This window comes from Candidatus Dependentiae bacterium (assembly GCA_018897535.1).
Taxonomy (GTDB): domain Bacteria; phylum Babelota; class Babeliae; order Babelales; family UASB340; genus UASB340.
The window spans coordinates 1-26,671 of the sequence record JAHIKO010000009.1; the positions used below are offsets into that span (position 1 = coordinate 1).

Sequence of the window (26,671 nt, forward strand, 5' to 3'; positions counted from 1 at the left end):
CCATAATAAATATTGAACCCAAAGTTCATAATAATTCACAAGCCATAATACATGACTATGAAATAAAACAAAATTTACAGGAACAAATAAGACACAACTCTGAGGCCATTATAAATAGCGATTCTGCAATTGTTCAAGAAAAGATTAGGCATAATTCTGAAGCTATTATAAATTACGAACCATTAAAACGTATCGAATATAATTCAAATTCAATAATAAAATCAAGTATGGATGTTAAATATAACTCTCAAGCTATATTACATGACTATGAAATTACAGATTTAATTCAAAATATAATAACATATAACTCCAACGCTATTTTGAATGCATTAAACTCAACAGATCTTGAAGATCAAATTAGACATAATTCTGATGCCATATTAGAACACGACAAAAAAATATATTACAATTCAAACGGTATTATAAAAATATCACAAGGTTCCACTGCGGCAGGACTACAATCACAAATAGACACAATAAATTCGAATATATCAGGGCTTGAAGATGAAATTGCATTATTACAGGCAGGAGTTGCTCAAGCTATAGATGATGCAGAAAATTCAAACACTAGGGCCAACACACAATCAAGTGAATTGGATACGTTATCAAATGATATAGATGCATTAGCAGAAAAAATAAAAAATAATTCAAATGCCATAGTAACTCATGAGAGAGAAATTACCCAAAATTCCAATAGCATTGTAAAAAATAGAACTGATATAAATACAACAACATTAAATATTGCTACAAATACAGCTAATATAAACACAAATACATTAAATATTGGTCAAAACACTGAAAGCATTAAAAACAATTCTAATGCAATAGTAACGCATGAAAAAGAAAATAATTGGAATATAAGTGCAACCGCAAATATTGAAATAAGTGATTTAAGCAAACAAAATAACAGTGCAATTATTGTAGAAGCACAAAAAGCATTATACTTAAGTTCTGCAACAATAAATAATAATATTCTAATATCATACAATTCAAATGCAATAATAAACAAACAATTACTTCTCGAACCATTACAAGAAAATATAAAACATAATTCCGATGCAATTATAAACCTAGACGCAACATCGCTACAAGAAGAGATAAAACATAACTCTGATGCAATTATAAATATAGCACTCAAAGCATTTTATAATTCACAGGCTATTTTGCATGATTATGAAATTAAACAAAATTTGCAAGATCAAATAAGATATAATTCAAATTTCATAATAAACAACACAAAAGATGCTCTTGAACTTAAGATAAAACATAACTCCGACGCTATAATCAATTTCAATCCAACAGAACAAGAAACAATTTTAACCCAAGCCCCAATAACAATCGATCTAAATTTAAATGACAGTGTATTTATACATCCAAATCAAAGAATATTTATTAATGGCAATGTCACAATAAATGGTAATGGAGCAGTTATTATTTTTGGTGGTACAAATCATTCTCAATTTGTTGTAGCACCAAACAAAACCGTAACACTTAAAAATATACAGTTCTTAAGAATTAACCAAAACAGTTTTGATTTAAGGTATAGATCATTTTTTGATAATACAAAAGCAACAAAATATTCTTTAGAAAATTCCTGTGTAAAAATAGAAGAAAATGTTTTATTTGGCTTATCAGAAAATATAACTGTATCTCAAGGCTTAATCGAAATTATAAATAACGTTAACAGTCAAGCTCAAACATTTTATTTAAAGGGTATAGAGGGACAAAAAGAATTTAAATTAGCGCCAACAGATGATTACGCCGATGCGCTTTCAAAAGCAGACAATGGATTAACATGGATTCAGCGCAAAGCCGGAATTATCAGTAAGCTTACACCTGTTTATCCGGATTTGTTTACACAAAATGCAACAATTCCTGTTTTACTAAAATGCAATGATAACACTTTTGCAATTCAAAATATAATTTTGTCAGGTTTTGAACATATAACAAAAATAAATTCTACAAATTATTCAGGTGCTACAGCTTTGTTAGGTGAAGCAAATATAAATATAGGTGATGAAACGTTTACAGAATTTGAAAAAAATAAAAATATTCAAGAATCATATAATATGAATTTTATAATTCAGGATCTCAATAATAAATTAATTTTAATAAAAGATGATCTTAAATTTACAGGACAATTAAATTTTTCAGATTTTGGAGAAAATGAACTATATATTCAAACAGCTTTAACAGAAAAAATCGCACCTAAACTTGGATCAAATGATTATTCAAGAACAATACCTCAAATAAATTTTGGCACCAATTTTATGAATATTAATTCGGATTTTGGTACGGCAAAACTTATTTTTGAAGATCTTACAATACGAATTAATAATACTATTAATGGTTTTACAACAAACAAAAATTCAAAAATTATTGGAAATATCATAGAAATTACCGGAGATCCAATTCGTAATAATTATGAAATAACATCAAACACAAAAGATCTAGAAATATTCGTAAATAAATTAATAGGATTGGATGATATAAATAATAAGCCAATTATAAAAGAAGATCTTTTATGCTTAAAAGATCTTTCAAAAACAGAAAAAACCTCACTTGATTTAATTTATGAACAAGAATTAAGTAAATTTTTGAAAATAAAATAGTATGAAAAGGGAGAACATTTTGAATTGTAAAATTTTTAACAAAATAATAATTTTTATATTGTTTTTGTTTTTTGAAAATTTTTATTGTTCTACTTTAAATTTTCACAGTCCTCAAGCTGCAATTGTACTTGAAAATAGTAGAACATATTTTGCAACACCAAGTATGTCAACAATAACCGGCTGGTACCAACAAAACATTATCAAAGAAGGTGGCTATCAAAATATTAGAACTTTTGGAAACACACTTACTTATTCTTGTGCACCTGAACAACAGGTAAATAATTATCTTTATAATACGCAAGTTCAAAGAAATTTAGATCTCTCTCTTGATGGTAAAATAATTTATTTGAATGAAGATCTTTTTACAACAAACAGTATGACTTTTTTAATAACATCCAGTGGCATAATTGATGGACTGGGAAAAAGTTTAATATTGGGTAAATATTCTCAAATTTTGCTGGATTGCAATGTTTGTGTGACATTTAAAAATATAATATTTAAAAATGATCTCAACACACTTGATACTCCGCCAATAGCTTTGACAAATTATTACTCACAAATTACATTCGATAATACAACATTTAATTTAAATGATGATTTTGCATTCAATAATGGTCAGTTTTTTATAAAAAATGATGTAAATTTTACAGGATCATTTTCATTTAACTATAATGCAATAAAACCAAGTTATATTTTACCAAATTCTTCGTTAAATTTCGGGCCAAATTCATTCTTTTCATTTTATCCAAGCACAACATATAACGATCTAATTGTTATGCATGATAAATCATCAAAAATAAAATTAAACAACAGTACATTACTCATAACCAATACCGGTTTAAAATTAAAAAACGGTTCTTTATATTTGGATAACAAAACCACATTAAGTACCTATGGTGAAAACTTAATCACAGGATTTGGTACAGCATTAGTTTCAAGAGATGTTGGTCCAAATTACGTTGTATCTTGGCATCCTAATGGTAGATATCTTGCATGTGGAATATCTTCATCAACTACAGAACTTTTACTCTTTTATTTTAATGGAAGTTCTCTGGCATTAATAACCGAGCTGGATTTTGGAGGATCAAATTCCAAAATATATGGTGCAGATTGGAGCCCTAATGGCAAATATCTTGCTATAGGTGGTTATAATCCATTAACTACACATAATGAATTTGAAGTTTATTATTTTAATGGGACATCATTAGAACTTATATCTAGTGAAAATTATGGAACACAAGTTTCTACGGTAGCTTGGAACCCAGATGGTAAACACATTGCTATTGGAGGAATGACACCAATATTTGGACACGATGAAATTGAAATATATTCATTTGATGGATCTTCATTAGAACTTATAGACACTAAAAATTATGGTGACGACGCTCAATCGGTTAGTTGGAGTCCTGATGGCAAATACTTGGCAGTTTGTGGAGATAATCCTTCAGGCGATGATATTTTAATTTATTATTTCAATGGTTCATCGCTATCTTTAATAGAAGGTATAAGTTACACAGACAACGCGTACAGCGTTAACTGGAGCCGTGATGGAAAATATCTTGCGGTAGGCGGTTACACATCAACATATCAGAATCAAATAAAAGTTTACTACTTTGACGGTACAGCAACAACATTAATTACCTCAGCAAGTTATGGTGTAGATACATCGGTCAAATCTGTAAAATGGAGTCCTAACGGTAAATATTTACTAATTGGAGCTGCATGTCCAGCAACAGTACAAGCTATGCGAATATACTCTTTCACCGGACAATCTTTAGACTTGATCGATTCTGTTGAATACGCAACATATGGAAATTCTGTCGCATGGAGTAATGACGGAAAAAAATTCGCAATCGCAGGTAGATTTCCCGATCCCGGATACAATTCTTTAGAAATTCGTTCCTTTAATTACACACCGGACATTTCGCCACAGGCTTTTTCAAATTCTCTAATATTTGGAGATTCGAGTTTGGGATCGGAACAAGATTTAAATACATACATAAATTCAGATGCCAGAGTTTATCTTGACGGTAAATTATACATAGACAATTCAACAAGTGCTCAAAATAATTTAAATTTTGCAAATAGAGGTTCAAATATTAACTTTGATAAGCCACTATCAAAAATAAAAGTCACAAACAATTCCGGTATTAATGGTTGGAGTGAACAATCAATTACACTTTCCGACGGCAATAATAATAACTGGATTTCAGATAATACAATATATGGTTTTGATTTGGGTGAAACTGAACCATCAACATATTTAGTTTACAGCAACAGCAATGCAATTGTAACCCATGACAAAGAAATAACTTGGAATTCAAACGCTATATTAAACATGCATGATCCATCGCTGCAAGATAGAATAAAAAATAATTCAAATGCCATTATTTCTTTGGCACCAAAAATACACAACAACTCACAAGCAATAATAAATGATTATGAAATCACAGATAATTTACAAACTCAAATTACAACAAATTCGAATTTTATAATTAATCAAAATAATAAAATAAAATATAATTCAAATGCCATTATACAAAATAGCAAAAATATAATTTATAACTCAAATGCTTTAATTAAAAATACAAAAGATATCCATTACAATTCTCAATCTATAATTCGAGATAGCGAAATAACAGCCGACATACAATATAAAATAAAAAATAATTCAAATGCTATTTTGACTCAAAACAAAAATATTTACTTTAACTCAAATGCCATAATTAATCATCCGGCAATTGAATTAAAGGAACAAATCAAACATAACTCAGATGCAATTGTAAGCCTTGACACTTCAATACTTGCAATTGCAGTAAAAAATAATTCAAATGCCATTTTATATTTGGATACGAAAATTCATTATAATTCGCAAGCCATATTGCATGATTATGAAATAAACGCAGATCTTGAAGATCAAATAAGATATAACTCAAATGCCATTATAAATTCTGATCCATCATCACTGGAACCTTCAATAAAAAATAATTCAGATGCAATCGTTAGTCTTGATTGGACAGCAATCGCTCCAAATATAAATAACAACTCAAATGCAATTTTAAATTTAAACACAAAAATATACTATAACTCAAATGCCATAATTAACGATTATGAAATAAAAGAAGATTTACAAGATCAAACAAGATATAATTCAAATGCCATAATAAACAGTGACCCTGTAATTTTATCTCAAGAAATAAAGCATAATTCGGATGCCATAATAGAACATGATAAAAAAATAAATAATAATTCAAACGCCATAATTAGATTAAGCAACGACCCAACATACCCTCTGCTACAGGCTCAATTAGATACAATTACAACGCAAGTTAATTCTCTTACCGAAAGAACGACTGATGTACAAACGGATCTCACGGCAACAAACACAACAATAGATTCGGCCAATTCAATTTTAGATGCCAACGATACAGATATAAGTGATCTTGAAGGTCAAGTAGAACAACTTGAAATAGACATAAAAAACAATTCAAATGCCATTGTGACTCAAGATCCAAAAATAGTTTGGAATTCAAATGCTATTGTAAAAAACAGTCAAGAAATAGATCAAAACACTCTAAACAATGGGTACAATACATCTGCAATAAATAAAAATACTAACGACATAAATTATATTACTCAAATAATTAATGGCAATTCAAATACAATTTTAACTCACGATGATTTAATAAGATGGAACTCTAGCGCAATTTTAAATATAGATACTGAAGAATTGGCCATTTACAACAGCAATGCGATAATAAAAATAGATAATGATATTAGACATATAAGTAGCACAACTGAAACAAATAATAACTTAATAAAATATAATTCCAATGCAATTTTACATAACTCTCCGGAATATTTATCAGATCAAATTAAGCACAATTCCGATGCAATTATAAATCTTGAAGTTACAGGACTTCAACAAGAGATAATTAATAATTCAAATGCCATTATTTATTTAGAACCCAAAATACATTACAATTCACAAGCAATAATTCACGATTATGAAATTACAGATGATATACAAAATCAAATAAATTATAATTCAAATACAATTATTAATAGCGATGCAATAATTGCAAGTCAAAATATCAAACACAATTCCGATGCAATAGTTACGCTACAAAGACAAAGTCAAAACAGTATTTTAACCAATGGGCCAATTGCAAGCGACATATCTTTGGATAGCAGTGTTTTCATACACCCTAATCAAAGAATTTATATAAACGGCAATGTAACAATCAATGGTAACGGTGCAGTTATAATTTTTGCAAATCCAAATCATAGCCAATTTATTATAGAAAAAAACAAAACAGTTACATTGAAAAATATACAACTATTAAGAATCAACCAAAAAACTTTTGACTTTAGATACAATTCTTATTTCGATATTTCAAAACCAACACACTATGCACTGGATGACTCAAAAATAATTATAGGCCAAAATGTTTTATTTGGACTGTCGGAAAATATAACAATGTCCCAAGGATTTATAGAAATTACAAATAACGATAATAATCAAGCACAAAATTTTTATATAAAAGGCATAGAAGGTCAAAAAAGATTTGAACTTTCGCCAAGCGATAATTATTCCGATGCTTTATCTAAAGCTGACAATGGTTTAACATGGCTACAACGCAAAGATGGCCAAACAAGTTTGGTTCCATCACAACTTCCGGATCGTTTCACACAAAATGCAACCATTCCGGTATTGATAAAATGTAATGACAATACGCTGAGTATGCAAAGCATAATTTTGTCAGGGTTTGAACATATAACAAAAACAGACTCTTTAAATTACTTAGGCTCTATTGGTCTTTTAGGTGAGACTGATATTAATATTGGAGATAAAACTTTTACGGAATTTGAAATAAATCAAGATGAACAAGAAACGTATAACATGAATTTTGTGGTTCAAGATATTAATAATAATTTAAATTTAATAAAAGATGATGTTAAATTTACCGGTAAATTACGATTTGCAGATTTAGGTGATAATGAATTATTCATAAGTACAGAATTAACTGAACCAATAACACCAAAAGCAGGATCTTTGGATCCAAACAGAACTGTACCACAAATTAATTTTGGAACAAATTTCATGTTACTAAATTCAAACTTTGGTAGTGCAAAATTAATTTTTAAAGATAATGTTTTAAGAATTAATAATTCAATCGATGGTTTTGTTGCATATGAAAATTCAAATATTGCCGGCAATACTTTGGAGATTACAGGTGATCCAATTCACAATATGTACAATACAAATATTAATGAAAAGAATTTTACGCTTAATATTGATAAATTAATAGGTTTAAATGATATAAACAATAAACCAATTGTTACAGAAAATTATTTATATTTTTATAACAAAAATTTAGAACAAAAAAATGCTATTGATTTAATTTATAACAAAGAAATTAATAATATTTTAAATTCTTGAAATTAAAAAAATAAAAGATCAATCTTTTTTTGGTAATTTTACAGTTCTAAAAAAAGGGGTCTTTTATGAAAAAAATACTATCAATAGCACTACTGATTATTTTTCACGGGCAATACATAAGTGCACTCTTAAAATACGAGAATTTAGTTGACGATAAAAAAAAGACTTTTTTAAACTTAATTGATTTTGTAAGTAAAAATAAACTTGATGATTTTAATAATCTTATAGGTTTAGGCGATAATTTTACCTTAACAAATGTTGATGAACCTAATTTGGCAAAAAGCATCCTAAAAAAAGTATCATTTCAAAGTTGGCGAAAAAAAGATGATTTCCTTTATCCACTAATTACATTTTCAATGTTAAGTGAAATAGGAAACCAGGTAGAAAAAGGCGGAGCCGTTCCTAGGTTCAAAAAAATTAAAAATAATTCAAAAAAGAAAATAACTAAAGATTCTATAAACTCACAAGAAACTATCATAAATTTTATGAAAAATAACAAAAATGGTGAAGAAACTCATTTTGACTGGTATTTTTCTAATTTGATCAAAAAAGACAAATTATCAAATCCATGTTTTAAAAAATGCGTTAAATGGTTTTCAACGTTATTAAAAAAGCACATAGAAAATTTAAGATCAAATGAAATATCAGAGGTTTTAACCGAAGCACCTTATTTAGTTTTTAATAAAATAAAAGAAAAAGATAACAAATATGAATTATTAGATTTCGTGGATAATTTTAAACCCAATGAAGAAATAGTAAAAAAATACAAAACAAAAAAAGCACTAAATGAAAAAATAATAACTTTTAAAATAGAAACTAAAGAATTAATTCTTTCTATTCAAAATGAAATAAATGAAAAAGAACCCGGATCTACAAAAAAAGTAATTAATAAAATTAGAAGTTTTTTCTAGTAGAAATACAATTAAATTGTGAAGTCTAAATTAGGCTCCCCAATTTGAAGTCAAAACGTTGTCGGCTATTCCAATTTCGCCAAAAAACCTTATACTCTCAGGTGTGTATGAGTTTGCAAACCCAAAGGAATAAAGATGTCAACGAGTTTTTCGTTATCGCTTGAACTGGTTTTACTTATGAGCTGGCTTTTAAAGCATGAAAAAAAGGCTTTAAATGAGCTTATTAAAAAATCATTAAAAACCGGGCTCATAAAAGAAATAGAGCTTTTTGACACTTTTACACAAGAACAATTGTTAGATATGGATTCTGAAATGTCGGATGAATTTCACAATGCTATTTTAGATTTTCTAATGCATATGGAAAAAAGATTAATTGACGGCTTAGGACCAAAAAGACAATTACTTGATAACCGCGATCTGTTATCCTTCTCACCTAAAATAAACACCGAAAAAAAGGATGTTTTATTTTATGAGCTTTTGAAAAATTGGAATCCAAAACAAAACGAGCCTATCAATTAAAGCTTAAAATTCATCTTTTTAAGCTCTTGAACAAGTTCAAATATTGGCAATCCCATTATATTGGAATATGAACCATTAATCGTCTTGCAAAAACGCTGTCCATAATTTTCTATTATTCCGCCACTGGCAGAGCTTAGTGCTTGAGGTAAATTTTTAAAATATTGTTCAAAATCAACCTCTTCAACCTTAAATTCAACTTGTGATTTAGTTACCCAATAACTATGATCAACCTTTTGCCACTGCCTATTTTTTAATATTTTCTTTTCAAGGCAACATCCGGTAACCACATCAACAGATTGAGTACTTACAATTTTTAGCATTCTTTTAGCATCTTGAATATCTTTGGGTTTTCCTAAAATTTCTTTAGAATCTTTTGTATAAACAAGAGTATCTGCAGTAAGAACAAAAATTGCTTGTCCCTCTTCTACTTTTGGCAATACGGCATCTTTCATTTTTGCTTTTGCAATATCTAAAACATAAGAATCAAAATGATCTGAAAAATTAATTTCCAATTCATTGGCAAAATGATCTAAAATTTTGAAATCTATTTTTGCTTCTTCAAGTAATTTTTTACGAGGCATCGAACCTGATGCTAAATATAAAATGTCTTTATTCATAGTTTTTCCCAATATCCTGCTAAATTTTGTTTTACTTTGCCTTCCAATTCTAAGTCAAAAAGTTTTTCTTGCAAAGTAAAAATATCCAAATTTAATTTTGCGCTTAAATCATCAATAGATGTAGCATAAGTAAAATTTTCCAAAAAACTATCTTTAAATTCTTCAGATTTTGCTGTACTTATATTAGCCTTAACGCTTATTTTTTTTTCTTCAGATATAACGTTAATACCATATTCTTCCAAAATATCATTTGTATTTAAAACAAGCTTTGCTCCTTGTTTTATAAGATTGTTTGTCCCCAAACTCATTGGACTAAAAATATCTCCGGGTATCGCGAAAACAGATCGACCTTCATCAAGAGCAAATTGAGCCGTGATCAATGCGCCACTTTTTTGAGCAGCTTCAACAACCAAACATCCGAAAGACATTCCTGCTATAATTCTATTTCTTGCCGGAAAATTACCACGATCAGGTTCTGAATTTAGCTTAAACGGAGAAACCAAAGTTCCATAACCATTGGAAATTTTTTTAAAAAATTTAATATTTTCTTTCGGATATGGTTTTAACAGTCCGGAACCAAGTATAACAATAGTCTTACCGCCCGACTCAATTGCTTTTTTATGTGCAAATGTGTCAACGCCCAATGCCCCGCCACTAACTATTGATATATTGTTTTTGACAATTTCAGGAACGATTAAATCTAACACTTGCTCTGAATAATTAGTAGATTTTCTAGCTCCAACAATAGATAATTTTTTATCATAACTGCTTAATTTTTCACCTTTTGTATAAAGAACTATTGGCGGTAAATAGATAGACTTTAGAATTTCAGGATATTCGGCATCTAAAAATGTTAATAAATTAATTTGATATTTATTAATCAGGTCAAGTTCTTTATCAAATGGCTCTTTATCACGCAATCCGGAATAAATTATTCCTGCCTGTTTTTGCGTAAAGCCATAAATATTTATAAAATCCGATTGTCTTAAATTATAAACTTGAAATAAATCAAATTCTAAATCATGAATTCCGGGATGTCTTTGCTTTTTTACAAAGTCATCAAATAAATTTTTTATAAACTTTAAAACTAATGCCGGACCTATGCCATTAATTAATGACAAATGCAGCAATACCATGTTGTTTTTATTCACAAATCCCCCAACAAATTTGCCGGGCTATCAAAATTTAGCCCGGCATTTTAAATATTTTATTCTGTTACGGATTCATCTGAGCTAACAACTGTATCAATTTTTTTTACAGCTACAGCTTCTTTTTCAGAATTCTCATCATTCGATTCTTCGAATGCTGCTATTGTAGATAAAAATTGATTTGTATCCAATCTTACAAGTCTTACACCTTTAGCTTGTCGGCCCATTGTTCTTATTTCTTTAGGTGAAAGTCTTATAATCTTTCCATTATTGTCTATCAACAAAATATTATGCTCAGGAGAAACCTGAATAAGCCCTATTACAGATCCATTTCGCTTATCGGTTGGAATCGTTCTTACGCCAACGCCACCTCTATGAGCAACCCTAAAATCAGTTACGCTTACCTGTTTTCCATAACCATTTTCAGTTGCAAATAGTAAAGAATGCGTTTCTTCATTTGTAGCCGGAACTATTTCCATTCCAACAACTTCGTCTGAAGGTCTTACCCTAATACCTCGAACACCACCGGCTTGTCTGCCCATTGGACGGACTTCAGATTCATTAAATCTGATACCTTGGCCCATCTTGGATGCAATAACGATTGTATCTTTTCCGGAACTCAATCCACAAAATACCAACTCATCATTTTCATTTAGACCAACAGCTCTAATGCCGGTACTTCTTATTTTAGCAAAAGCTTTACCCGGGGTCTTTTTAATTACACCTTTTTTGGTGAGCATAACCAGGTATTTTTCATCTATTTCTCGAGTACTCAAAAGTTTTACAACTTTTTCACCTTCAGTTAACGGTAGCAAATTAACAACCGCCCTACCTTTTGAAGTTCTTGAACCTTCAGGAACTTGAAAGACTTTTAAATTATAAACTCTACCTAAGTTGGTAAAGAATAATAATTCGTCATGATTTTTAGCGACAAAAAGATCTTGAACTATATCTTCATTATCCGTCAAATCTGCCATACCCTTTTTGCCTTTACCGCCACGGTGCTGTACTGAATAGGTATCAAGAATAACGCGCTTTATATAACCCTTTTGAGTTAACGTTACAACAACATCTTCATCCGATATCAAATCAGCATCATCAAGAATATCAACAGCTCCTTGAATAACCGATTTTCTTGGATCCGAATATGTTTTTTTAATAATTTCAAATTCTTCAATAATTACACGTTTTAATTCTTCAGGATCACTTAAGATAAGTTCCAATTTTTGTATTATTACTTTAAGTTCGTCTATCTCTATTCTTATTTTTTCTTGCTCAAGCCCGGTTAATCTTTGCAACTTCATATCCAAAATTGCTTTTCCTTGAGCTTCTGTTAATTGAAATTTTTTGTTAAGTAAATCAATTGCAATTTCAGCATCTTTAGACTTTTTAATAAGTTCCACTACAGCATCTATATTACTAAGCGCTATAACAAGCCCATGCAAAAGATGCTCTCTTGATTTATTTTTGTCCAAATCAAATTGAGTTCTTCTGGTAACAATTTCTTTTCTATGAACCAAGAAGTGTTCTAACATTTCTCTTAAAGTAAATACAGTCGGTTTATTATTATGCAACGCCAATAATAATATTGAAATTGAACTTTGAAGTGCGGTATGTTTATAGAGTTGATTTAATATAATATTGGCCGACTCTCCACGCTTTAAATCAATGACAACACGGATACCTTGTTTATTGGATTCATCCCTTATATTTGAAATACCTTCGATTATATGATCTTTTACAAGATCGGCAATTCGTTTAATTAAATCGGATTTATTTACTTGATATGGTATTTGGGAAATAACCAATTTTTGATCTTTTTCGTCACCTTCAACATCAATAACACCACGTAAAATTACTTTTCCATGACCTGTTTGATATGCCTTTATAATTCCGGATCGACCACAAATTAATCCGCCTGTTGGAAAATCCGGAGCAAGAATTAATTCAAAAAGCCTATCTTCAGACATATTTGGATTTTTTAACAGTTCCATTGCAGCATTTATGACTTCACCCAAATTATGAGGAGGAATAGATGTTGCCATACCGACAGCAATTCCACTTGAACCGTTTACCAATAAATTTGGAATCTTGCTTGGCAATACGGTTGGCTCTAATTTTGATTCATCAAAGTTTGGCATAAAAAGCACAGTATCTTTTTCTATATCAGCCAAAATTTCTTTTGCTATTTTTGCCATTCGAACTTCAGAATATCGCATAGCAGCTGCATTGTCACCGTCAATAGAACCCCAGTTTCCCTGACCGTCTAAAAGAGGATATCTTTTTGTAAAATCTTGAACCAAGCCAACCATAGATTGATAAATTGCAGAATCGCCATGTGGATGGTAATTACCCATAACTTCACCAACAACAGTTGCAGATTTTCTGTATGCTTTTTCGTTATAAAGACCAAGCTTGTGCATTGCATAAAGAATTCTTCTGTGAACCGGTTTCAAGCCATCACGAACATCAGGCAATGCTCGACTTATAATAACCGACATTGCATAATCCAAAAAAGAAGTCTTTAGCTCTTTTTCAATTGAAAGCGGTACAATCGCTCCTAAAAATTTATCTTTTTTTTGGGTTTCACTAGACATGTTTTTCAGTCCCCCTTCCTAGTTAACAAATTTTATTCAAATCAATAAAAATAATTTCTAAAAATTAAGTATATAATTTTACTACGCTTTGGCATCTTACACAAGTTTTTACGCTATTTTCAACTATTTTTAATATATTTTAAATATAGGGCAAATTAAGCTTTATTTAATTAAAAATAAGAGTTATGTTTTTTACATAATTTTTTAAATTTAAAAGTTTAATATGAAAGCTTAATTGGATGAATAATAAGCCAAATATTTTAATAATTTGTACCTTTTCGGTTTTTGGCGGAATTGAAATGCATGTATTGGCCAAATATAAAACTTTATTAAAAAATGGCTATAACATTTTTATAGTAATTCCAAAAAATTCCGTGCTTGAACAAAGATTTATAAATGAAAATTTACCATATTACACATTTAAAAAGTCTTTTTTTCTAAAAGCGCACAGGCAACCAAGTCTTAAAAGATTAATAAAACAAATAATTTACGATAAAAATATTGAAATTATTCATTGCAATCGAGCCAAAGAAATATTTTTATTTAATAAAAAAGATTTTCCAAATACAAAAATTATATTGACCAGACATGCCGGCAGCTTAATTAGGAAAAAATATGCTCAAATGTTCGATGCAATAATATCTGTCAATCAAGAATTTATTAATCTGGCAAAAAATAAATATTCAAATATAAAAACAGTAGAAATACCACCATTTTTTACAGATTATGAATCATTAAATTTTAAACCAAGCTTAAACAAGACTGATTTTTTCAAACAAGAATTTAATATAGAACTTAATGATTTACCAATAATCACACAGGTAGCATCACTTTCCAATATTAAAAATCACCAAATATTTTTTTATGCTGCAAGTGAACTCATAAATAATAAAAAAAAATTATTCAACATAGTTTTATGTGGAGACGGGTATAACAAAAAATATCTTTTAAAATTGGCTAAAAAATTAAATATAGAAAAATATGTTTATTTTTTAGGCTTTACGGAAAAAAGAATAGAAGTAATTTATCATTCCGATATAAAGATTTTAACCAGTAAAAATGAAAGTAGATCAATAGTTATAATGGAAGCTGCATTACTTAAAAAACCATTAATAGGTCCCACAAGAACTGGCGTTGAATATACTATAAAACACAAAAAAACGGGTTTATTGTTCGAGAATAATAATGTTTCAGATCTTACAAAACAAATAGAAACACTTTTAGATAATTCTCGATTGAGAAAAAAATATGGTGAAAATGCCTATAACCATGTAAGCAATAACTTTACATCACAAAAATCACTTATTAAACTTGAACAATTATATAAAAATATAAATTTTTGAAAGATAATTATGAATATAGAAAATCTTAATATCCCATTTAATTTTTATAAAACAGAATATGTTTATTTTGAAAATAAATCTTTTTTATATGAAAATGAAAAACCAAATATTTTAAATATTTGTACGGTATTTAAATTTGATGGGCTAATCATGCATGCGCTGGCGCAACATAAAGCTCATATAAAATACGGATACAATACATTAATTTTACTACTTACAGGATCAGATCTTGAAAAAAAATTAATACAAGAAAAATTACCCTATTATCGTTTTTCACCATCAAAAATATTCAGTCCGCACAGACAACCAGGAATAACAAAAATAGTAAAAACAATAGTTGAAAAGCATAATATTACTGTTATCAATTGCAATAGGCATAAAGAATATTTGATGCTAAAAAAAATAGAAAACCAAAACGTTAAAGTTATTTTAACAAGACATTCACCATCTCCTTTAAAATCCAAGTATCTTACAAAATTTAAAAATATTATTTGTGTAGATCAAAATTGCATAGATAAAATAAATTTAAAGTGTCAAAAAGAGAATTTAACTAACCCCAAAATGCAACATTTAGCTCCATTTTTTGATGAAAAAGAATCTTTAAATTTTGATATAAATAAAACAACCGAAAAAAAAGAATTTTTCAAAAAAGAATTTAATATTGACCTTGAGGATTATCCAACAATAGTTATGGTTGCATGTCTAAGAGGATATAAAAATCATCCTGTAATGTTTAATGCCATACAAAAATTAATTTATGAAAAAAACATACCGGTAAATTTATTATTGTGTGGTGACGGTTATAGAAAAAAAGAATTACAAAATTTAGCAAAAAAACTAAAAATAGAAAAATATGTTTATTTTTTAGGTTTTACAAATAAAAGAATAGAGGTAATGTTTCATTCCGATATAAAAGCATTAACAACTAAAGATGAAGCGTTTGGAATAGTATTAATGGAAGCTGCTTTAGTTAAAAAGCCATTAATTGGACCAACAAACACCGGAGTTGTTAATACTATAAAGCATGGACAAACCGGATTATTATTTGAAAACGGTAATTCCAATGATTTGGTAAAGCAACTTGAAATATTAATTGCCAACCCTGAATTGAGAAAAAAATACGGTGAAAATGCCTACAATTATGTAAAAGAAAATTTTATTTCAGATGTATTAATTAAAAAACTGGATCAATTTTATAAAGAAATTTAATAATTTATCGTAGATAATTTTTTAATTAAATCATCTACAACTTGACCTGAATAAAAATTTGGCACTTGTATGGTTTGTTTTTTATTTGCGTTTGCAATATCCAAAATAAATGAATCAACAGATATAATTAAATCTGACAAAATAATCATGGATGCAAGCTGAAAAAAATTATGAGTCAAAACAAATAAAAATGTATTATGTTGAGCTAAATTTTTAAACACTTTCTCATATTTTTTATATGTCTTTAGATCTGAATTTATTACAAAAATTGTATTGTAAAAATTGTCATCCGAACTTAAATTATCTATAAAATCAAAAATTTTTGATATTGATATGGTTTTTTTAAAATTATTCGTATAAGTATTAATAAAAATAACTTTTCTATTTAGGCGAATATTATCATTAATGCCCCATTTCAAAAAGTTAAGTTTTGTAGCAATCATCCAATCTTTTGGAATATTCAACAATGGTGTTTCTTTTTGAGTATCCAAATTTAAATCAAAAATCAAATCACCATAATTATTTATTCTTAATTCTCTTTTTAATTTTGAAAAAGAAAATAATATTTTAGGTTTAAAATAAATTTTATCGAAAAGCTTGGTTGATAAAATCCAATCAAGTAAAAGAGTTCTTTCTTTTTTATCCAGATAATCTATAAGCAAATCTATTTTTATATTTTCATGTTTTTTAATAAATTCATAAAAAAAACTTTGAGCATATATAAAATTGCTTAAATTCAATTTTGCTTTAAAAAAAGCTCTATTTACAGACTGATTTTCCATAAAATTAAACAAGATTTTGAGCCTGTTCTCTTACTTTTTCAAGCTCCACTTTAATATCAACAGCCAAAGTACTTATTTCAAAGTCTGAACATTTTGCCAAAATAGTATTTGATTCGCGTAAAAGCTCTTGCAATACAAAATCCAATCTTTTACCCTTTTCAATATCAGAATCTTTGATAATATTTTTTGCATTTTTAAGATGACTTTCAAATCTTACAATTTCTTCATGCACATCAATTTTATTTAAAAGAGAATAAATTTCATCTAATTTTAATTTGGATTCTTCATTTGCCGATTCTTGATAAATAGATAATAATTTTTTCAATTCATCTTTCTTTTCTTTGACAAAAGAATCAAATCGTTTTTTTACACTTGTCATCTTTTTGCCACAAATATCAAAACGCTTTTCAAGATCTTTTTTCAGTTGAACACCTTCAACAGATCTGCTTTTTATAAGCGATTCTATTAAATCATCAATTGTTTTTAATACAAAATTTTGTGCTTTAATATCAAATTCAACAGGTTGTGAAGAAAAAATATTGGGTAAATTTAAAACATCCGAAATTGTTAAATCACCTGATATTTTAAATTTTTTCTTAATATCGGATAATGCCAACAAATATTCTTCAAGTAATTTTATGGATGGTGTAACTTTAAGTAAGGTTCCATCATTTTCTAAAATTTTAACTGATAAAAAAACACGACCTCTTAAAAGTTTATCTTTTAATTTGTTAGTTATTTTTATTTCTAATGCGCTTAAAGCATTAGGTAATTTACAGGTAACTTCAAAAAACCTGGAATTAATAGTCTTTAATTCTATAAACAAAGAAACTTGTTCATCTTTTGATAATTTCAAAATTTCAGTTTTACCGGCAAAACCGGTCATGCTTAAAAACACTATTTGCTCCTAACAAATTAAGCTAAATTGACATAGACGTGCTGAACGTCATCAAGTTCTTCCAAGCTCTCTAAAAACTTATAAACTTTTTCTTCATCTTCTTCTTTATCCAAACTTACAGAAGTTTTTGCAACCCATTCCAAGCAAGCATCTTCAACTTTAAAACCAAGACTTTCAACGCCCTTTTTAACCACATATAAATTTTTAGGATCACAATAAATAGATGCTAACCCTTCATGAACTTGCACATCTTCAACATCATATTCAAGCATTTTTTCCAAAAGATCATCTTCGGACATTCCCTTTGAATCCATTTTAATTACACCTTTGTGCTCAAACATCCATGATACCGTTCCGGATTCACCCAAATTACCGCCAAGTCTTGAAAACATATGGCGCAAATCTGCAACAGTTCTTTGCTTATTATCGCTCAAAGTTTCTACAATCACTGCAACACCATGCGGTCCATATCCTTCATAATTTGCAGATTCATAACTTACACCCTCAAGTTCACCCGTACCCTTTTTTATAGCTCGGGTAATATTGTCTTGAGGCATATTTGCAGCTTTTGCTTTCTCAAGCACAACTCTTAATCTGGCATTACCGGCAGGATCTCCGCCACTTTCTTTTGCAGCAACAGTTATTTCTCGAATTAACTTTGTAAAAACTTGGCCTCTTTTTGCATCTTCTTTGGCTTTTTTATGCTTTATCGTTGACCACTTTGAATGTCCTGACATACAAAACTCCCATAACTGATATTATTGAGTACATACTGTTTTCAATAAATTTAAATCAAATAAATAATTTGGCAATTGAATTAATTCGCAACTTGAATTGCTTTGACCAAATCTGAAACTTTATAAAAATATCTACTCGCCAAAATAGGTTCATCTTGTAATATTTTCTTCATAGACAAAGCGATAAATATATTTTGATCTGTTTTAATTGTTAAATAATCATTTTTATTTGATTGCTTAATTGCATCTCTAAATTCTATCAAATTATGTACTTTTATATTATTTATTTCATCAATTATCATACCAGGACGCATCATCGCCAAATTGGCTTGTGAATTTGATAAAATATGCGTTACTACTAATACCGGCTTTTGTTGATTTTCGTCGTAATAATATTTTTTAAGATCCGAATCATATTCTTTTAATAGATCAACATGATTTAATGTCAATTGCATAACAATAAGACCACCTATAATCTCATAATCTGTAAAATCTTTTTCATATTCAGGATAGATTTCTCTGACCGCCGGCAAATATTTATCATCAAGCTTTATTTTCTTTTCAAGTTTTTGACCATTTCTATAAAAAACCAAATCTATTTCATCTCCTACTAAAAATGTACAAAGATATGCCAAAATATTTGTATAATCTTCCATATTATCAATATTTAAATCAGCGTAATTATCCAGTTTATAACCATTTATTTCACTAAAAATATCATACTGTTCGATTCCCAACGATTTCAATATTGAATTTTCAAAAACTTTACTAACAATAATACCGGTAATATTTGAATTATTTAGGTATGTTAAAGTATCCAAAGTAGTTTTCCAGAAATTGTTAAAAATACCAACCCCAAAAGGGTTTCTTAAAAACTTATTACTTCTAAGCCTTTCAAGAATTTTTTTTGCTATATTTGATGGAATCATAAAATTGGTATTTTGAGCATCATCTTTACCACTTTTATTAATTCCAACAACATTTCCATTAACATCAAGTGTTGGTCCGCCTGAATTTCCGGGATTTATTGGTGCAGAAATTTGGATAAGGCCATTACTAACCTTACTGCTAATAAGTCCATTAGTACTTTTTATATGCATTTCACCAAATGGAAAGCCTAAAGCCATAACAGATTGAGCACTTGAAATTTTATCGGAATCACCAAATGTTAAAAAACTAATTTTTCCTGAATGATCTTTAATGAAATTAAAATCGTCTTTTGAGAGTTTTAATAGTGCTAAATCCATGTATGGACATGCTCCAACAATATCTACACTAAAACGCTTTTGACCAAATTCAGGAATTTGAATTTTTATAACAACAGCTTCATTAATAACATGATAATTTGTAGCAATATAACCTTGATCATCTATAAAAAAACCGGATCCTGCAGACGATACTTGCTCAGGCATTTGGCATGGCACAACCCAATTAAAAATATCTTTATAAGTAAAAATTTGAACTACAGCATTTTTTGATCTTTTTTGAACATCAACCCAAGAATAAAAATCACAATTCTGATTTATCTCAAACTCTTGTGCCCACAGATTTTTTAAATTAAATTCGACAAAAAATACCAAACTGAGTAATAATAATTTTTTTAATTTTTGCACAAAAGAATCCTCTTTATAAAATAATTAGTGATTTTTACAATTTACAATGTTAATTATAGCCTTTTTTAAATTTGAAATAAATTCATTTATAGTCAAAATAAATCTATCCCACCAACTAATTAACTCTTCACCGGTACACGCACCATGCAAAGTCAATATATTAAAAACTTCTCCTTCAGCATAATCTAAAGGCGTAAAACCTCTATTATCTTTAATGTTTACATCTGCTCCAGAATTTATTAATAAATTAACAAATTCTAATTTATTAAATATAGTGGCATTATGTAAAGCTGTCGTACTATTATCAAAAGAATATGCGTTCAAATCAGCACCACTGGATATCAATAATTTTGCAACATCGATCAAATCATTTACTATCGATAAATATAAAGGCTTAACCTTATAATTTTTATTGCCATTAACATTAGCACCATGCTTTATTAGTAAACTAACCACATCTTTTACGTAACGTTTGTCAAAATATATAAGAGCACAAATCAATGGCGAAGGTACTTTATTATTATCGTTACCATTTGCATTTACTCCATTTTCAAGAAGCATTTTAATAATATCTTTGTTATTTAAATAAATTGCCGCCTTTAACGGTGACCAGCCATTTATATCAATATTTTCTAAATCTGCTCCGGCGGATATTAAAGAAGATACTATTTCTTTTTTCCCACAATCTATAGCCGCAAATAAAAGATTTTTACCATCAGAAAATTTAATATTTTCCAAAAATTTTTTATTAATAAAAAATCTCTTTATTAATAAATCAACAATAGATCCATGACCTTTTGCTACAGCTAAAATCAAAGAACTTCTTATAGACCTACTACTATTAATTGCATTTATATTTGAATTGACTAGAAGCTCAGCAATATCAACACGACCATATTCAGCTGCATATTCAATAGGACTTTTATTCGATTTATCCACCAAATGAACCAATGCCCCTTTTTTAATCAAATATTCAACAATTTCAGAATTACCTATACATATAGCTTCTATAAGCGGAGTCTTGCTAAAATAATAAGAATTATTCAATTCAGCCCCATTATCAACAATAAGTTTAACCATATTAACATTATTCATTAGTATGGCTTGAATTAATGGTGACCTCCCATAAGAATCATTTTCATTAATATTCACACCCTTACCAATTAATTTGGAAACTAATGAAACATTTCCAAAATAAATAGCACTTCTTAATTCTTCCCGTAAACTGGATTCTGAAAAAATAGATGTTGAATAGAATAAAAAAATTAAAATAGTCAGATATTTACATATTTTTTTTAACAAATTAACGAAAAAATTCATTTAAAACCCCATTTTTGTAAAAATTCTCGATTTATAACCATTAATCAAGAATAACAAATAAAATTTTTGAAAAAAAACGAATCAACTATAAATGAGATATTTTGATTAAAAAACGCTAAAATATGGCTTTTTGTTCTATGATATTTTCACCCAGTAACTTTTTTCTTAAAGACAAATATTTCTTAGGATTAATTTGTCTACCCCTGGTCGTCTTTTGCAAAAGCCCCATTCGAATCAAATATGGCTCACAAACATCTTCAAGACTATCCCTATCCTCACCCGTCATAGCCGCCAGGGTATCAAGTCCCACCGGACCGCCATCAAAATCTTTAATAATATGAGCCAAAACTTTGCGGTCAAGTTTATTGAGACCGTCTTCATCTATATCCAGAAAGTTTAATGCTATATCAACTATTTCTTTATTTATAACTTCATAGCCCTTAACCTGGGCAAAATCTCGCACACGCCTAAAAATTCTTTTTACTATCCTAGGTGTTCCGCGAGCCCGCTTGCCAATTTCAAATGTCGCTTCAGGCAAAATTGGGACATTCAAAAAATTTGCATTTTGTTTAACGATTTCTGCCAAACTTTCTGAATCATAAAAGTCCAGTCGTTCCACTATTCCAAATCTGGTTTGCAATGGGCCAGAAATCAACGAGGTTCTCGTTGTAGCTCCGATTAATGTAAATGACTTTAATGGCAGTCTAATTGATTTTGCACCGGCACCTTGGCCAATTATCATATCAACTGCAAAATTTTCCATTGCACTATATAAAATTTCTTCAACATTTTTAGGTAATCTGTGAATTTCATCTATGAATAAAATTTCACGTTCTTGTAAATTGGATAAAATGGCAACAAGATCTCCGCTTCTTTCCAAAACAGGGGCACTTGTAATTCTAAAAGTTGCACCTAATTCTTTAGCTATAACTTTTGCCAAAGTTGTTTTTCCAAGACCGGGCGGACCAAAAAGCAAAATGTGATCTAGGTTTTCTTTACGCAAATTACACGCCGTAACATAAACCTTTAGTTTAGATTTTATTTCTTCCTGTCCCAAATATTGATCAAACGTTTCAGGTTCAAATGTGAGAACCCTATCTTCTTGAGTTTCTTGTAAATTTAATAATTCTATTGGGGAGTCCATAAAAGTTATCTTTTAATAAATTTATAAATTTTATTTTTCATAATAACATAAAATAAAATTTATATTTAAAAAACAAAATTTTAATCTAACTCGGCACCTAGCCCCCAATGATCTCCATTTAACAAATAATCGCGATCACTCTGTGCATGAATTCTTTGGAGCAAAAATTCAATCACCTCTTTATAAGATGAGACTTGATCTTCAAACTCTTTTTGTAAATCAGATCGCTTTTTTTCTATCTCTGTTTCGATATAATCGTCACCGTATTTAAATAAGTAATTTTCAAATTTTGCTAATTTTTTTTCAACATAACCTTTTTTTGGGCAACAATTAATAGCATATTGCAAAGCTGCATTTCCATATATATCTTTGATCTTAAAATCCGCACCATTTTCAACCAAATATTTTACAACATCATAATTTCCACCGCTTGCAGCAATCATCAATAAAGTTTGTTTTCCTTCATTTAAAAATATATTAATTTTTTCTAAACCTATTTTATTTTCCAAATGCTCTTTAACTTTATCTAAATCTCCAAATTTATAAATGCCAACAATATTATTAAAGTCTCTTTCCAACCCAAATAGAAAAAATTTGTTGTCCATGGAACTTAAAGTATTAAATACTAAAAAAAATCCCAAAACATTTAATACAAAAAATAATCTATTAGGCTTATTCAAATAACCAATCATAATAATCCCCTCATAATCTTATTTGCATATTCATCTAAAAAAACAACCTATTTTAAATTTACAATAAATCATAACCTCTTCTTTTTAACAAATCACGCGACGAAATTTCACATGTTCCCTTAGTTTTTTTGTCAATAAAATTATTTAATAAATCATCATTGTTAGGATACATTTCTTTTAGTTTATTAATTAAATAATCTACAATTTCAACATCCCAAAAACAACATGCTAAATGTAAAGGAGTTAATCCCAAATTATCTTCTACATCTATTTCAGCGCCATAATCACAAAGCAACGTTACCATTTCCAAATCACCGTTTGCACACGCATAAAATAATGCAGTTTGTCCATTATGATCTCTAAAATTGACAAATCTTAATAACCTTTCATCTAAATTTTTATTTTGTAAATTTTCATCTTGAGGCGAATAGATTTTTTTCAGGTGTTCCAATAAAATCTCCGCCATTTTAAAATCATCATTAGTAACAAGTAACATCAATAAATTTTTCTCAGATATTGGGTCTAAAACACTAAAATCTCCACCTAGCACTAAAAGCTCTCTAAACACAAACCTCTTAGCTTCGTTTAAATTTTCATCATCACTGAAATCTTTAAAATTCTGGCACAAACCAGATAGCGCTGAATATTCTTTTTTATTCAATTGATTTATAAATTTTTGAATAACAATATTTTTGATCTCTTTGTTATATTTATCTTCGTTATATTTATCTTCAACCTGTTTTTTAAAAGCAGCCAATAAAGATCTTGCTATATCATAATGTTCAAAAATACAAGCCTCTATTAATGCAGTTGTTTCACCAGTTTTGGATACAATTTCTATATCAGCACCGTTCTTTAATAAAATATCTATATCATCCCAATTGCCTTTGGCAGATGCCATAATAATTGGTGTCAAATCAGAATCAATAAATTTATTAACATCAGTAACTTTATATTTATCTAAAATATTTTTTATTAAACGCGAATTTGGTGACATAGAAAATAAATCTAAAAATAAAAAATATGATAAAACAAATAATATTTTATATAAATTTTTCATACAAACCTTATAAACATTTTTTTTAAAATACAGGCAATTATTAGAACAAATAAATACCAAACGGTCAATTCATAAAAATAAAACTGCCAAAAACTATCATGTTTTGTTATATTAAAAAATATTTATAAAATAAAAAGAGGTAAAAATTTTATGCAGAAAAAAATAATTCTTACCGGTGACAGACCAACCGGCAAACTTCACTTAGGCCATTATGTTGGTTCTTTATCAAACAGAGTAAAACTACAAAACGAGTATGAACAATTTATTTTAATTGCAGATTTGCAAGCGCTAACAGATAATGCCGAACGCCCAGAGATTCTTAAGCAAAATATAATAGAAGTAACGCTTGATTATTTGGCAGTAGGAATAGACCCAAAAGTAAGCACAATTTTTATTCAATCACAAGTTCCGGAATTAACAGAATTGACATTTTATTTCATGAATTTAGTAACTGTTCCAAGACTACAAAGAAATCCAACAGTAAAAACTGAAATTAAACAAAAAAATTTCGGCTCCGGAGTTCCCGTTGGTTTTTTTGTTTATCCAATAAGCCAAGCCGCCGACATTACGTTATTTAAAGCAAATTTAGTTCCTGTAGGTCAAGATCAACTTCCAATGATAGAACAAACAAATGAAATAGTAAGAAAATTCAATAGCACATATGAACCAATTTTCGTTGAAGCCGAGGCGTTAGTTCCAAAGGATGCCGGAAGATTGCCCGGAATAGATGGTCAAGCAAAGATGGGAAAATCTTTGGGTAATGCAATATATTTATCAGACGATGCCGACACGCTACAAAAAAAAATCATGAGCATGTTCACAGATCCTACTCATTTAAAAGTAGAAGATCCCGGTAAAATAGAAGGTAACACTGTATTTACTTATCTGGACTATTTTGCATCTGACAAAAAAACAGTTGATGAAATGAAAGAACACTATCAAAAAGGTGGGCTTGGTGATGTTAAAGTAAAAAAATATTTAAACGAAATATTACAGGAACTTTTAAAACCAATAAGAGAACGTAGACAACATTTTGCAAAAGATATCTCTTATATTGAAAATATAGTAAGAGCAGGAACTGAAAAGGCAAAAGTTAAAGCCGGTCAAACAATGCAAGAAGTTCGCAAAGCTATGAAACTTAATTATTTTTAGTTCTTTAATTTCTTACAACTTTTGGTAATATGTCTTTAGATGGGTTGCTAGCTCAATTGGTAGAGCAACAGACTCTTAATCTGCAGGTTCAGGGTTCGAGTCCCTGGCGACCCACCAGCCTACGCACGAGGCTTCGGCTGGCAGGCCAGTAAGAGGGCCAAAAGCGGACAAGTCCTATGGCCGAGTTGATAATGACAAGCATAAATTGTAAATTTTATTGCAAAAAGTCTTGTCATGCTGAACTTGTTTCAGCATCCAGAAATTGAAAAATTCATATATTATAGGACTGGATCCTGAAATAAATTCAGGATGACAAAAAAATTTAGGAAAGATTCTGCAGCGTTTAAGCCGCGTTAGATTTATTGCAAGGGTGGCGAAACTGGTAGACGCACTGGCCTTAGGAGCCAGCCCTAGAAATAGGATGGGGGTTCGAGTCCCCCCTCTTGCACCATACTACGCACAAGGCTTCCGACTTCGCCTAGGCTTCGGCGGACAAGTCGTATGGCAGGACACACAAAAAGCAATCTAAATAAAATCTATTTTTAAAATCAAAAAAATTACCTACTATTTTAAAGTTTTTCAAAAAACTTGACCTAACAATTTACCTTCCCACTATAATTATATACTCTGAAAAATAATCAGAAAAATAAAAAGGGAGAATATCATGCCGGAGATTGTTGAAAAAAATAGTAAATTAAATTTTATAATTCAAAAAATATCAACTAATATTTGGAGAGCCGAAATTATAGTTGATGCTCAAACAGTAAACTCTCTTTATTCACAAACGTTAATTGTTTTTCAAAAAGAAACCATTTTGCCCGGATTTAAAAAAGAACAGATACCTTTACAATATTTGGAAGAACATTATAAAGAA

The 26,671-nt window shown here is 29.0% G+C and carries 19 protein-coding genes and 2 tRNA genes; 10 read left to right on the forward strand and 11 right to left on the reverse strand.

What is annotated here, in order from left to right; all coding sequences use genetic code 11:
- The 4 genes from KKE07_00435 to KKE07_00450 form a co-directional block, all read left to right on the forward strand.
- Positions 1 to 2,612: hypothetical protein (locus tag KKE07_00435; protein MBU4269331.1), on the forward strand; the 2,612-nt coding region annotated here is incomplete at its 5' end.
- Positions 2,613 to 2,631: 19 nt separating this feature from the next.
- On the forward strand, positions 2,632 to 8,055 hold the full coding sequence (locus KKE07_00440) for a hypothetical protein (GenBank protein ID MBU4269332.1): 5,424 nt from the start codon (positions 2,632 to 2,634) through the stop codon (positions 8,053 to 8,055).
- Positions 8,056 to 8,120: 65 nt separating this feature from the next.
- Complete coding sequence (locus KKE07_00445) at positions 8,121 to 8,966, forward strand: hypothetical protein (protein MBU4269333.1); 846 nt, start codon at positions 8,121 to 8,123, stop codon at positions 8,964 to 8,966.
- Between the two features lie 135 nt (positions 8,967 to 9,101).
- Positions 9,102 to 9,485 (forward strand): hypothetical protein, encoded by a 384-nt coding sequence (locus KKE07_00450; protein MBU4269334.1) that lies wholly within the window; start codon positions 9,102 to 9,104, stop codon positions 9,483 to 9,485.
- Here KKE07_00450 and KKE07_00455 read toward each other — a convergent pair.
- The 3 genes from KKE07_00455 to gyrA are packed head-to-tail and all read right to left on the reverse strand — an operon-like array spanning position 9,482 to position 13,847.
- A complete protein-coding gene (locus KKE07_00455) occupies positions 9,482 to 10,102 on the reverse strand; it encodes a Maf family protein (GenBank protein MBU4269335.1) in 621 nt (206 codons plus the stop codon). The genes KKE07_00450 and KKE07_00455 overlap by 4 nt on opposite strands.
- Positions 10,099 to 11,253: a DNA-processing protein DprA gene (gene dprA / locus KKE07_00460; GenBank protein ID MBU4269336.1), complete on the reverse strand. Its 1,155-nt coding sequence runs from the start codon at positions 11,251 to 11,253 to the stop codon at positions 10,099 to 10,101. Before dprA ends, KKE07_00455 begins: the two co-directional genes overlap by 4 nt.
- Before the next feature lie 56 nt (positions 11,254 to 11,309).
- Entirely contained in the window at positions 11,310 to 13,847 is a 2,538-nt protein-coding gene (gene gyrA / locus KKE07_00465; protein MBU4269337.1) for a DNA gyrase subunit A, read from the reverse strand.
- A gap of 239 nt (positions 13,848 to 14,086) precedes the next feature.
- Here gyrA and KKE07_00470 point away from each other — a divergent pair, with 239 nt between their 5' ends.
- Together KKE07_00470 and KKE07_00475 are read left to right on the forward strand one after the other, a co-directional pair.
- Positions 14,087 to 15,190, forward strand: a complete 1,104-nt coding sequence (locus KKE07_00470) for a glycosyltransferase family 4 protein (GenBank protein MBU4269338.1) — start codon at positions 14,087 to 14,089, stop codon at positions 15,188 to 15,190.
- Between the two features lie 9 nt (positions 15,191 to 15,199).
- Entirely contained in the window at positions 15,200 to 16,399 is a 1,200-nt protein-coding gene (locus KKE07_00475; GenBank protein MBU4269339.1) for a glycosyltransferase family 4 protein, read from the forward strand.
- On the opposite strand, the gene KKE07_00480 is transcribed toward KKE07_00475, so the two are convergent.
- From KKE07_00480 to KKE07_00515, 8 genes are all read right to left on the reverse strand, one after another.
- A complete protein-coding gene (locus tag KKE07_00480) occupies positions 16,396 to 17,193 on the reverse strand; it encodes a hypothetical protein (protein ID MBU4269340.1) in 798 nt (265 codons plus the stop codon). The genes KKE07_00475 and KKE07_00480 overlap by 4 nt on opposite strands.
- Positions 17,186 to 18,079, reverse strand: coding sequence for a YicC family protein (locus KKE07_00485; GenBank protein ID MBU4269341.1), 894 nt, complete (start codon positions 18,077 to 18,079; stop codon positions 17,186 to 17,188). The genes KKE07_00480 and KKE07_00485 overlap by 8 nt, the downstream gene beginning before the upstream one ends.
- Before the next feature lie 17 nt (positions 18,080 to 18,096).
- Positions 18,097 to 18,816, reverse strand: a complete 720-nt coding sequence (locus KKE07_00490; protein ID MBU4269342.1) for a YebC/PmpR family DNA-binding transcriptional regulator — start codon at positions 18,814 to 18,816, stop codon at positions 18,097 to 18,099.
- A gap of 80 nt (positions 18,817 to 18,896) precedes the next feature.
- The gene (locus KKE07_00495) at positions 18,897 to 20,429 is read right to left on the reverse strand and encodes a trypsin-like peptidase domain-containing protein (GenBank protein MBU4269343.1); all 1,533 of its coding nucleotides are present in this window, start codon (positions 20,427 to 20,429) and stop codon (positions 18,897 to 18,899) included.
- A 24-nt stretch (positions 20,430 to 20,453) separates the two neighbouring features.
- The gene (locus KKE07_00500) at positions 20,454 to 21,749 is read right to left on the reverse strand and encodes an ankyrin repeat domain-containing protein (protein MBU4269344.1); all 1,296 of its coding nucleotides are present in this window, start codon (positions 21,747 to 21,749) and stop codon (positions 20,454 to 20,456) included.
- 115 nt (positions 21,750 to 21,864) lie between these two features.
- Positions 21,865 to 22,893 (reverse strand): Holliday junction branch migration DNA helicase RuvB, encoded by a 1,029-nt coding sequence (gene ruvB, locus KKE07_00505; GenBank protein MBU4269345.1) that lies wholly within the window; start codon positions 22,891 to 22,893, stop codon positions 21,865 to 21,867.
- An 80-nt stretch (positions 22,894 to 22,973) separates the two neighbouring features.
- Entirely contained in the window at positions 22,974 to 23,585 is a 612-nt protein-coding gene (locus tag KKE07_00510) for an ankyrin repeat domain-containing protein (GenBank protein ID MBU4269346.1), read from the reverse strand.
- A gap of 58 nt (positions 23,586 to 23,643) precedes the next feature.
- The gene (locus tag KKE07_00515; GenBank protein MBU4269347.1) at positions 23,644 to 24,645 is read right to left on the reverse strand and encodes an ankyrin repeat domain-containing protein; all 1,002 of its coding nucleotides are present in this window, start codon (positions 24,643 to 24,645) and stop codon (positions 23,644 to 23,646) included.
- A gap of 150 nt (positions 24,646 to 24,795) precedes the next feature.
- Between KKE07_00515 and trpS the strand changes: the two genes are divergently transcribed.
- The 4 genes from trpS to KKE07_00535 form a co-directional block, all read left to right on the forward strand.
- Positions 24,796 to 25,797, forward strand: a complete 1,002-nt coding sequence (gene trpS / locus KKE07_00520; GenBank protein MBU4269348.1) for a tryptophan--tRNA ligase — start codon at positions 24,796 to 24,798, stop codon at positions 25,795 to 25,797.
- A gap of 41 nt (positions 25,798 to 25,838) precedes the next feature.
- A tRNA-Lys gene (locus tag KKE07_00525) sits at positions 25,839 to 25,914 on the forward strand.
- A gap of 247 nt (positions 25,915 to 26,161) precedes the next feature.
- Positions 26,162 to 26,248: transfer RNA gene (locus KKE07_00530), tRNA-Leu, on the forward strand.
- A 213-nt stretch (positions 26,249 to 26,461) separates the two neighbouring features.
- Positions 26,462 to 26,671, forward strand: a 210-nt coding sequence (locus KKE07_00535; protein ID MBU4269349.1) for a hypothetical protein, incomplete at its 3' end; no start/stop codon positions are given.

What these genes read in the sequence shown, in the direction of transcription:
- KKE07_00515 (MBU4269347.1), bottom strand. Translation starts at nt 24,645, where the DNA reads ATGAAAAATTTATATAAAATATTATTTGTTTTATCATATTTTTTATTT.
- KKE07_00475 (MBU4269339.1), top strand. Translation starts at nt 15,200, where the DNA reads ATGAATATAGAAAATCTTAATATCCCATTTAATTTTTATAAAACAGAA.
- KKE07_00455 (MBU4269335.1), bottom strand. Translation starts at nt 10,102, where the DNA reads ATGAATAAAGACATTTTATATTTAGCATCAGGTTCGATGCCTCGTAAA.
- KKE07_00445 (MBU4269333.1), top strand. Translation starts at nt 8,121, where the DNA reads ATGAAAAAAATACTATCAATAGCACTACTGATTATTTTTCACGGGCAA.
- KKE07_00450 (MBU4269334.1), top strand. Translation starts at nt 9,102, where the DNA reads ATGTCAACGAGTTTTTCGTTATCGCTTGAACTGGTTTTACTTATGAGC.
- KKE07_00500 (MBU4269344.1), bottom strand. Translation starts at nt 21,749, where the DNA reads ATGAATTTTTTCGTTAATTTGTTAAAAAAAATATGTAAATATCTGACT.
- trpS (MBU4269348.1), top strand. Translation starts at nt 24,796, where the DNA reads ATGCAGAAAAAAATAATTCTTACCGGTGACAGACCAACCGGCAAACTT.
- KKE07_00510 (MBU4269346.1), bottom strand. Translation starts at nt 23,585, where the DNA reads ATGATTGGTTATTTGAATAAGCCTAATAGATTATTTTTTGTATTAAAT.
- gyrA (MBU4269337.1), bottom strand. Translation starts at nt 13,847, where the DNA reads ATGTCTAGTGAAACCCAAAAAAAAGATAAATTTTTAGGAGCGATTGTA.
- KKE07_00490 (MBU4269342.1), bottom strand. Translation starts at nt 18,816, where the DNA reads ATGTCAGGACATTCAAAGTGGTCAACGATAAAGCATAAAAAAGCCAAA.
- KKE07_00470 (MBU4269338.1), top strand. Translation starts at nt 14,087, where the DNA reads ATGAATAATAAGCCAAATATTTTAATAATTTGTACCTTTTCGGTTTTT.
- ruvB (MBU4269345.1), bottom strand. Translation starts at nt 22,893, where the DNA reads ATGGACTCCCCAATAGAATTATTAAATTTACAAGAAACTCAAGAAGAT.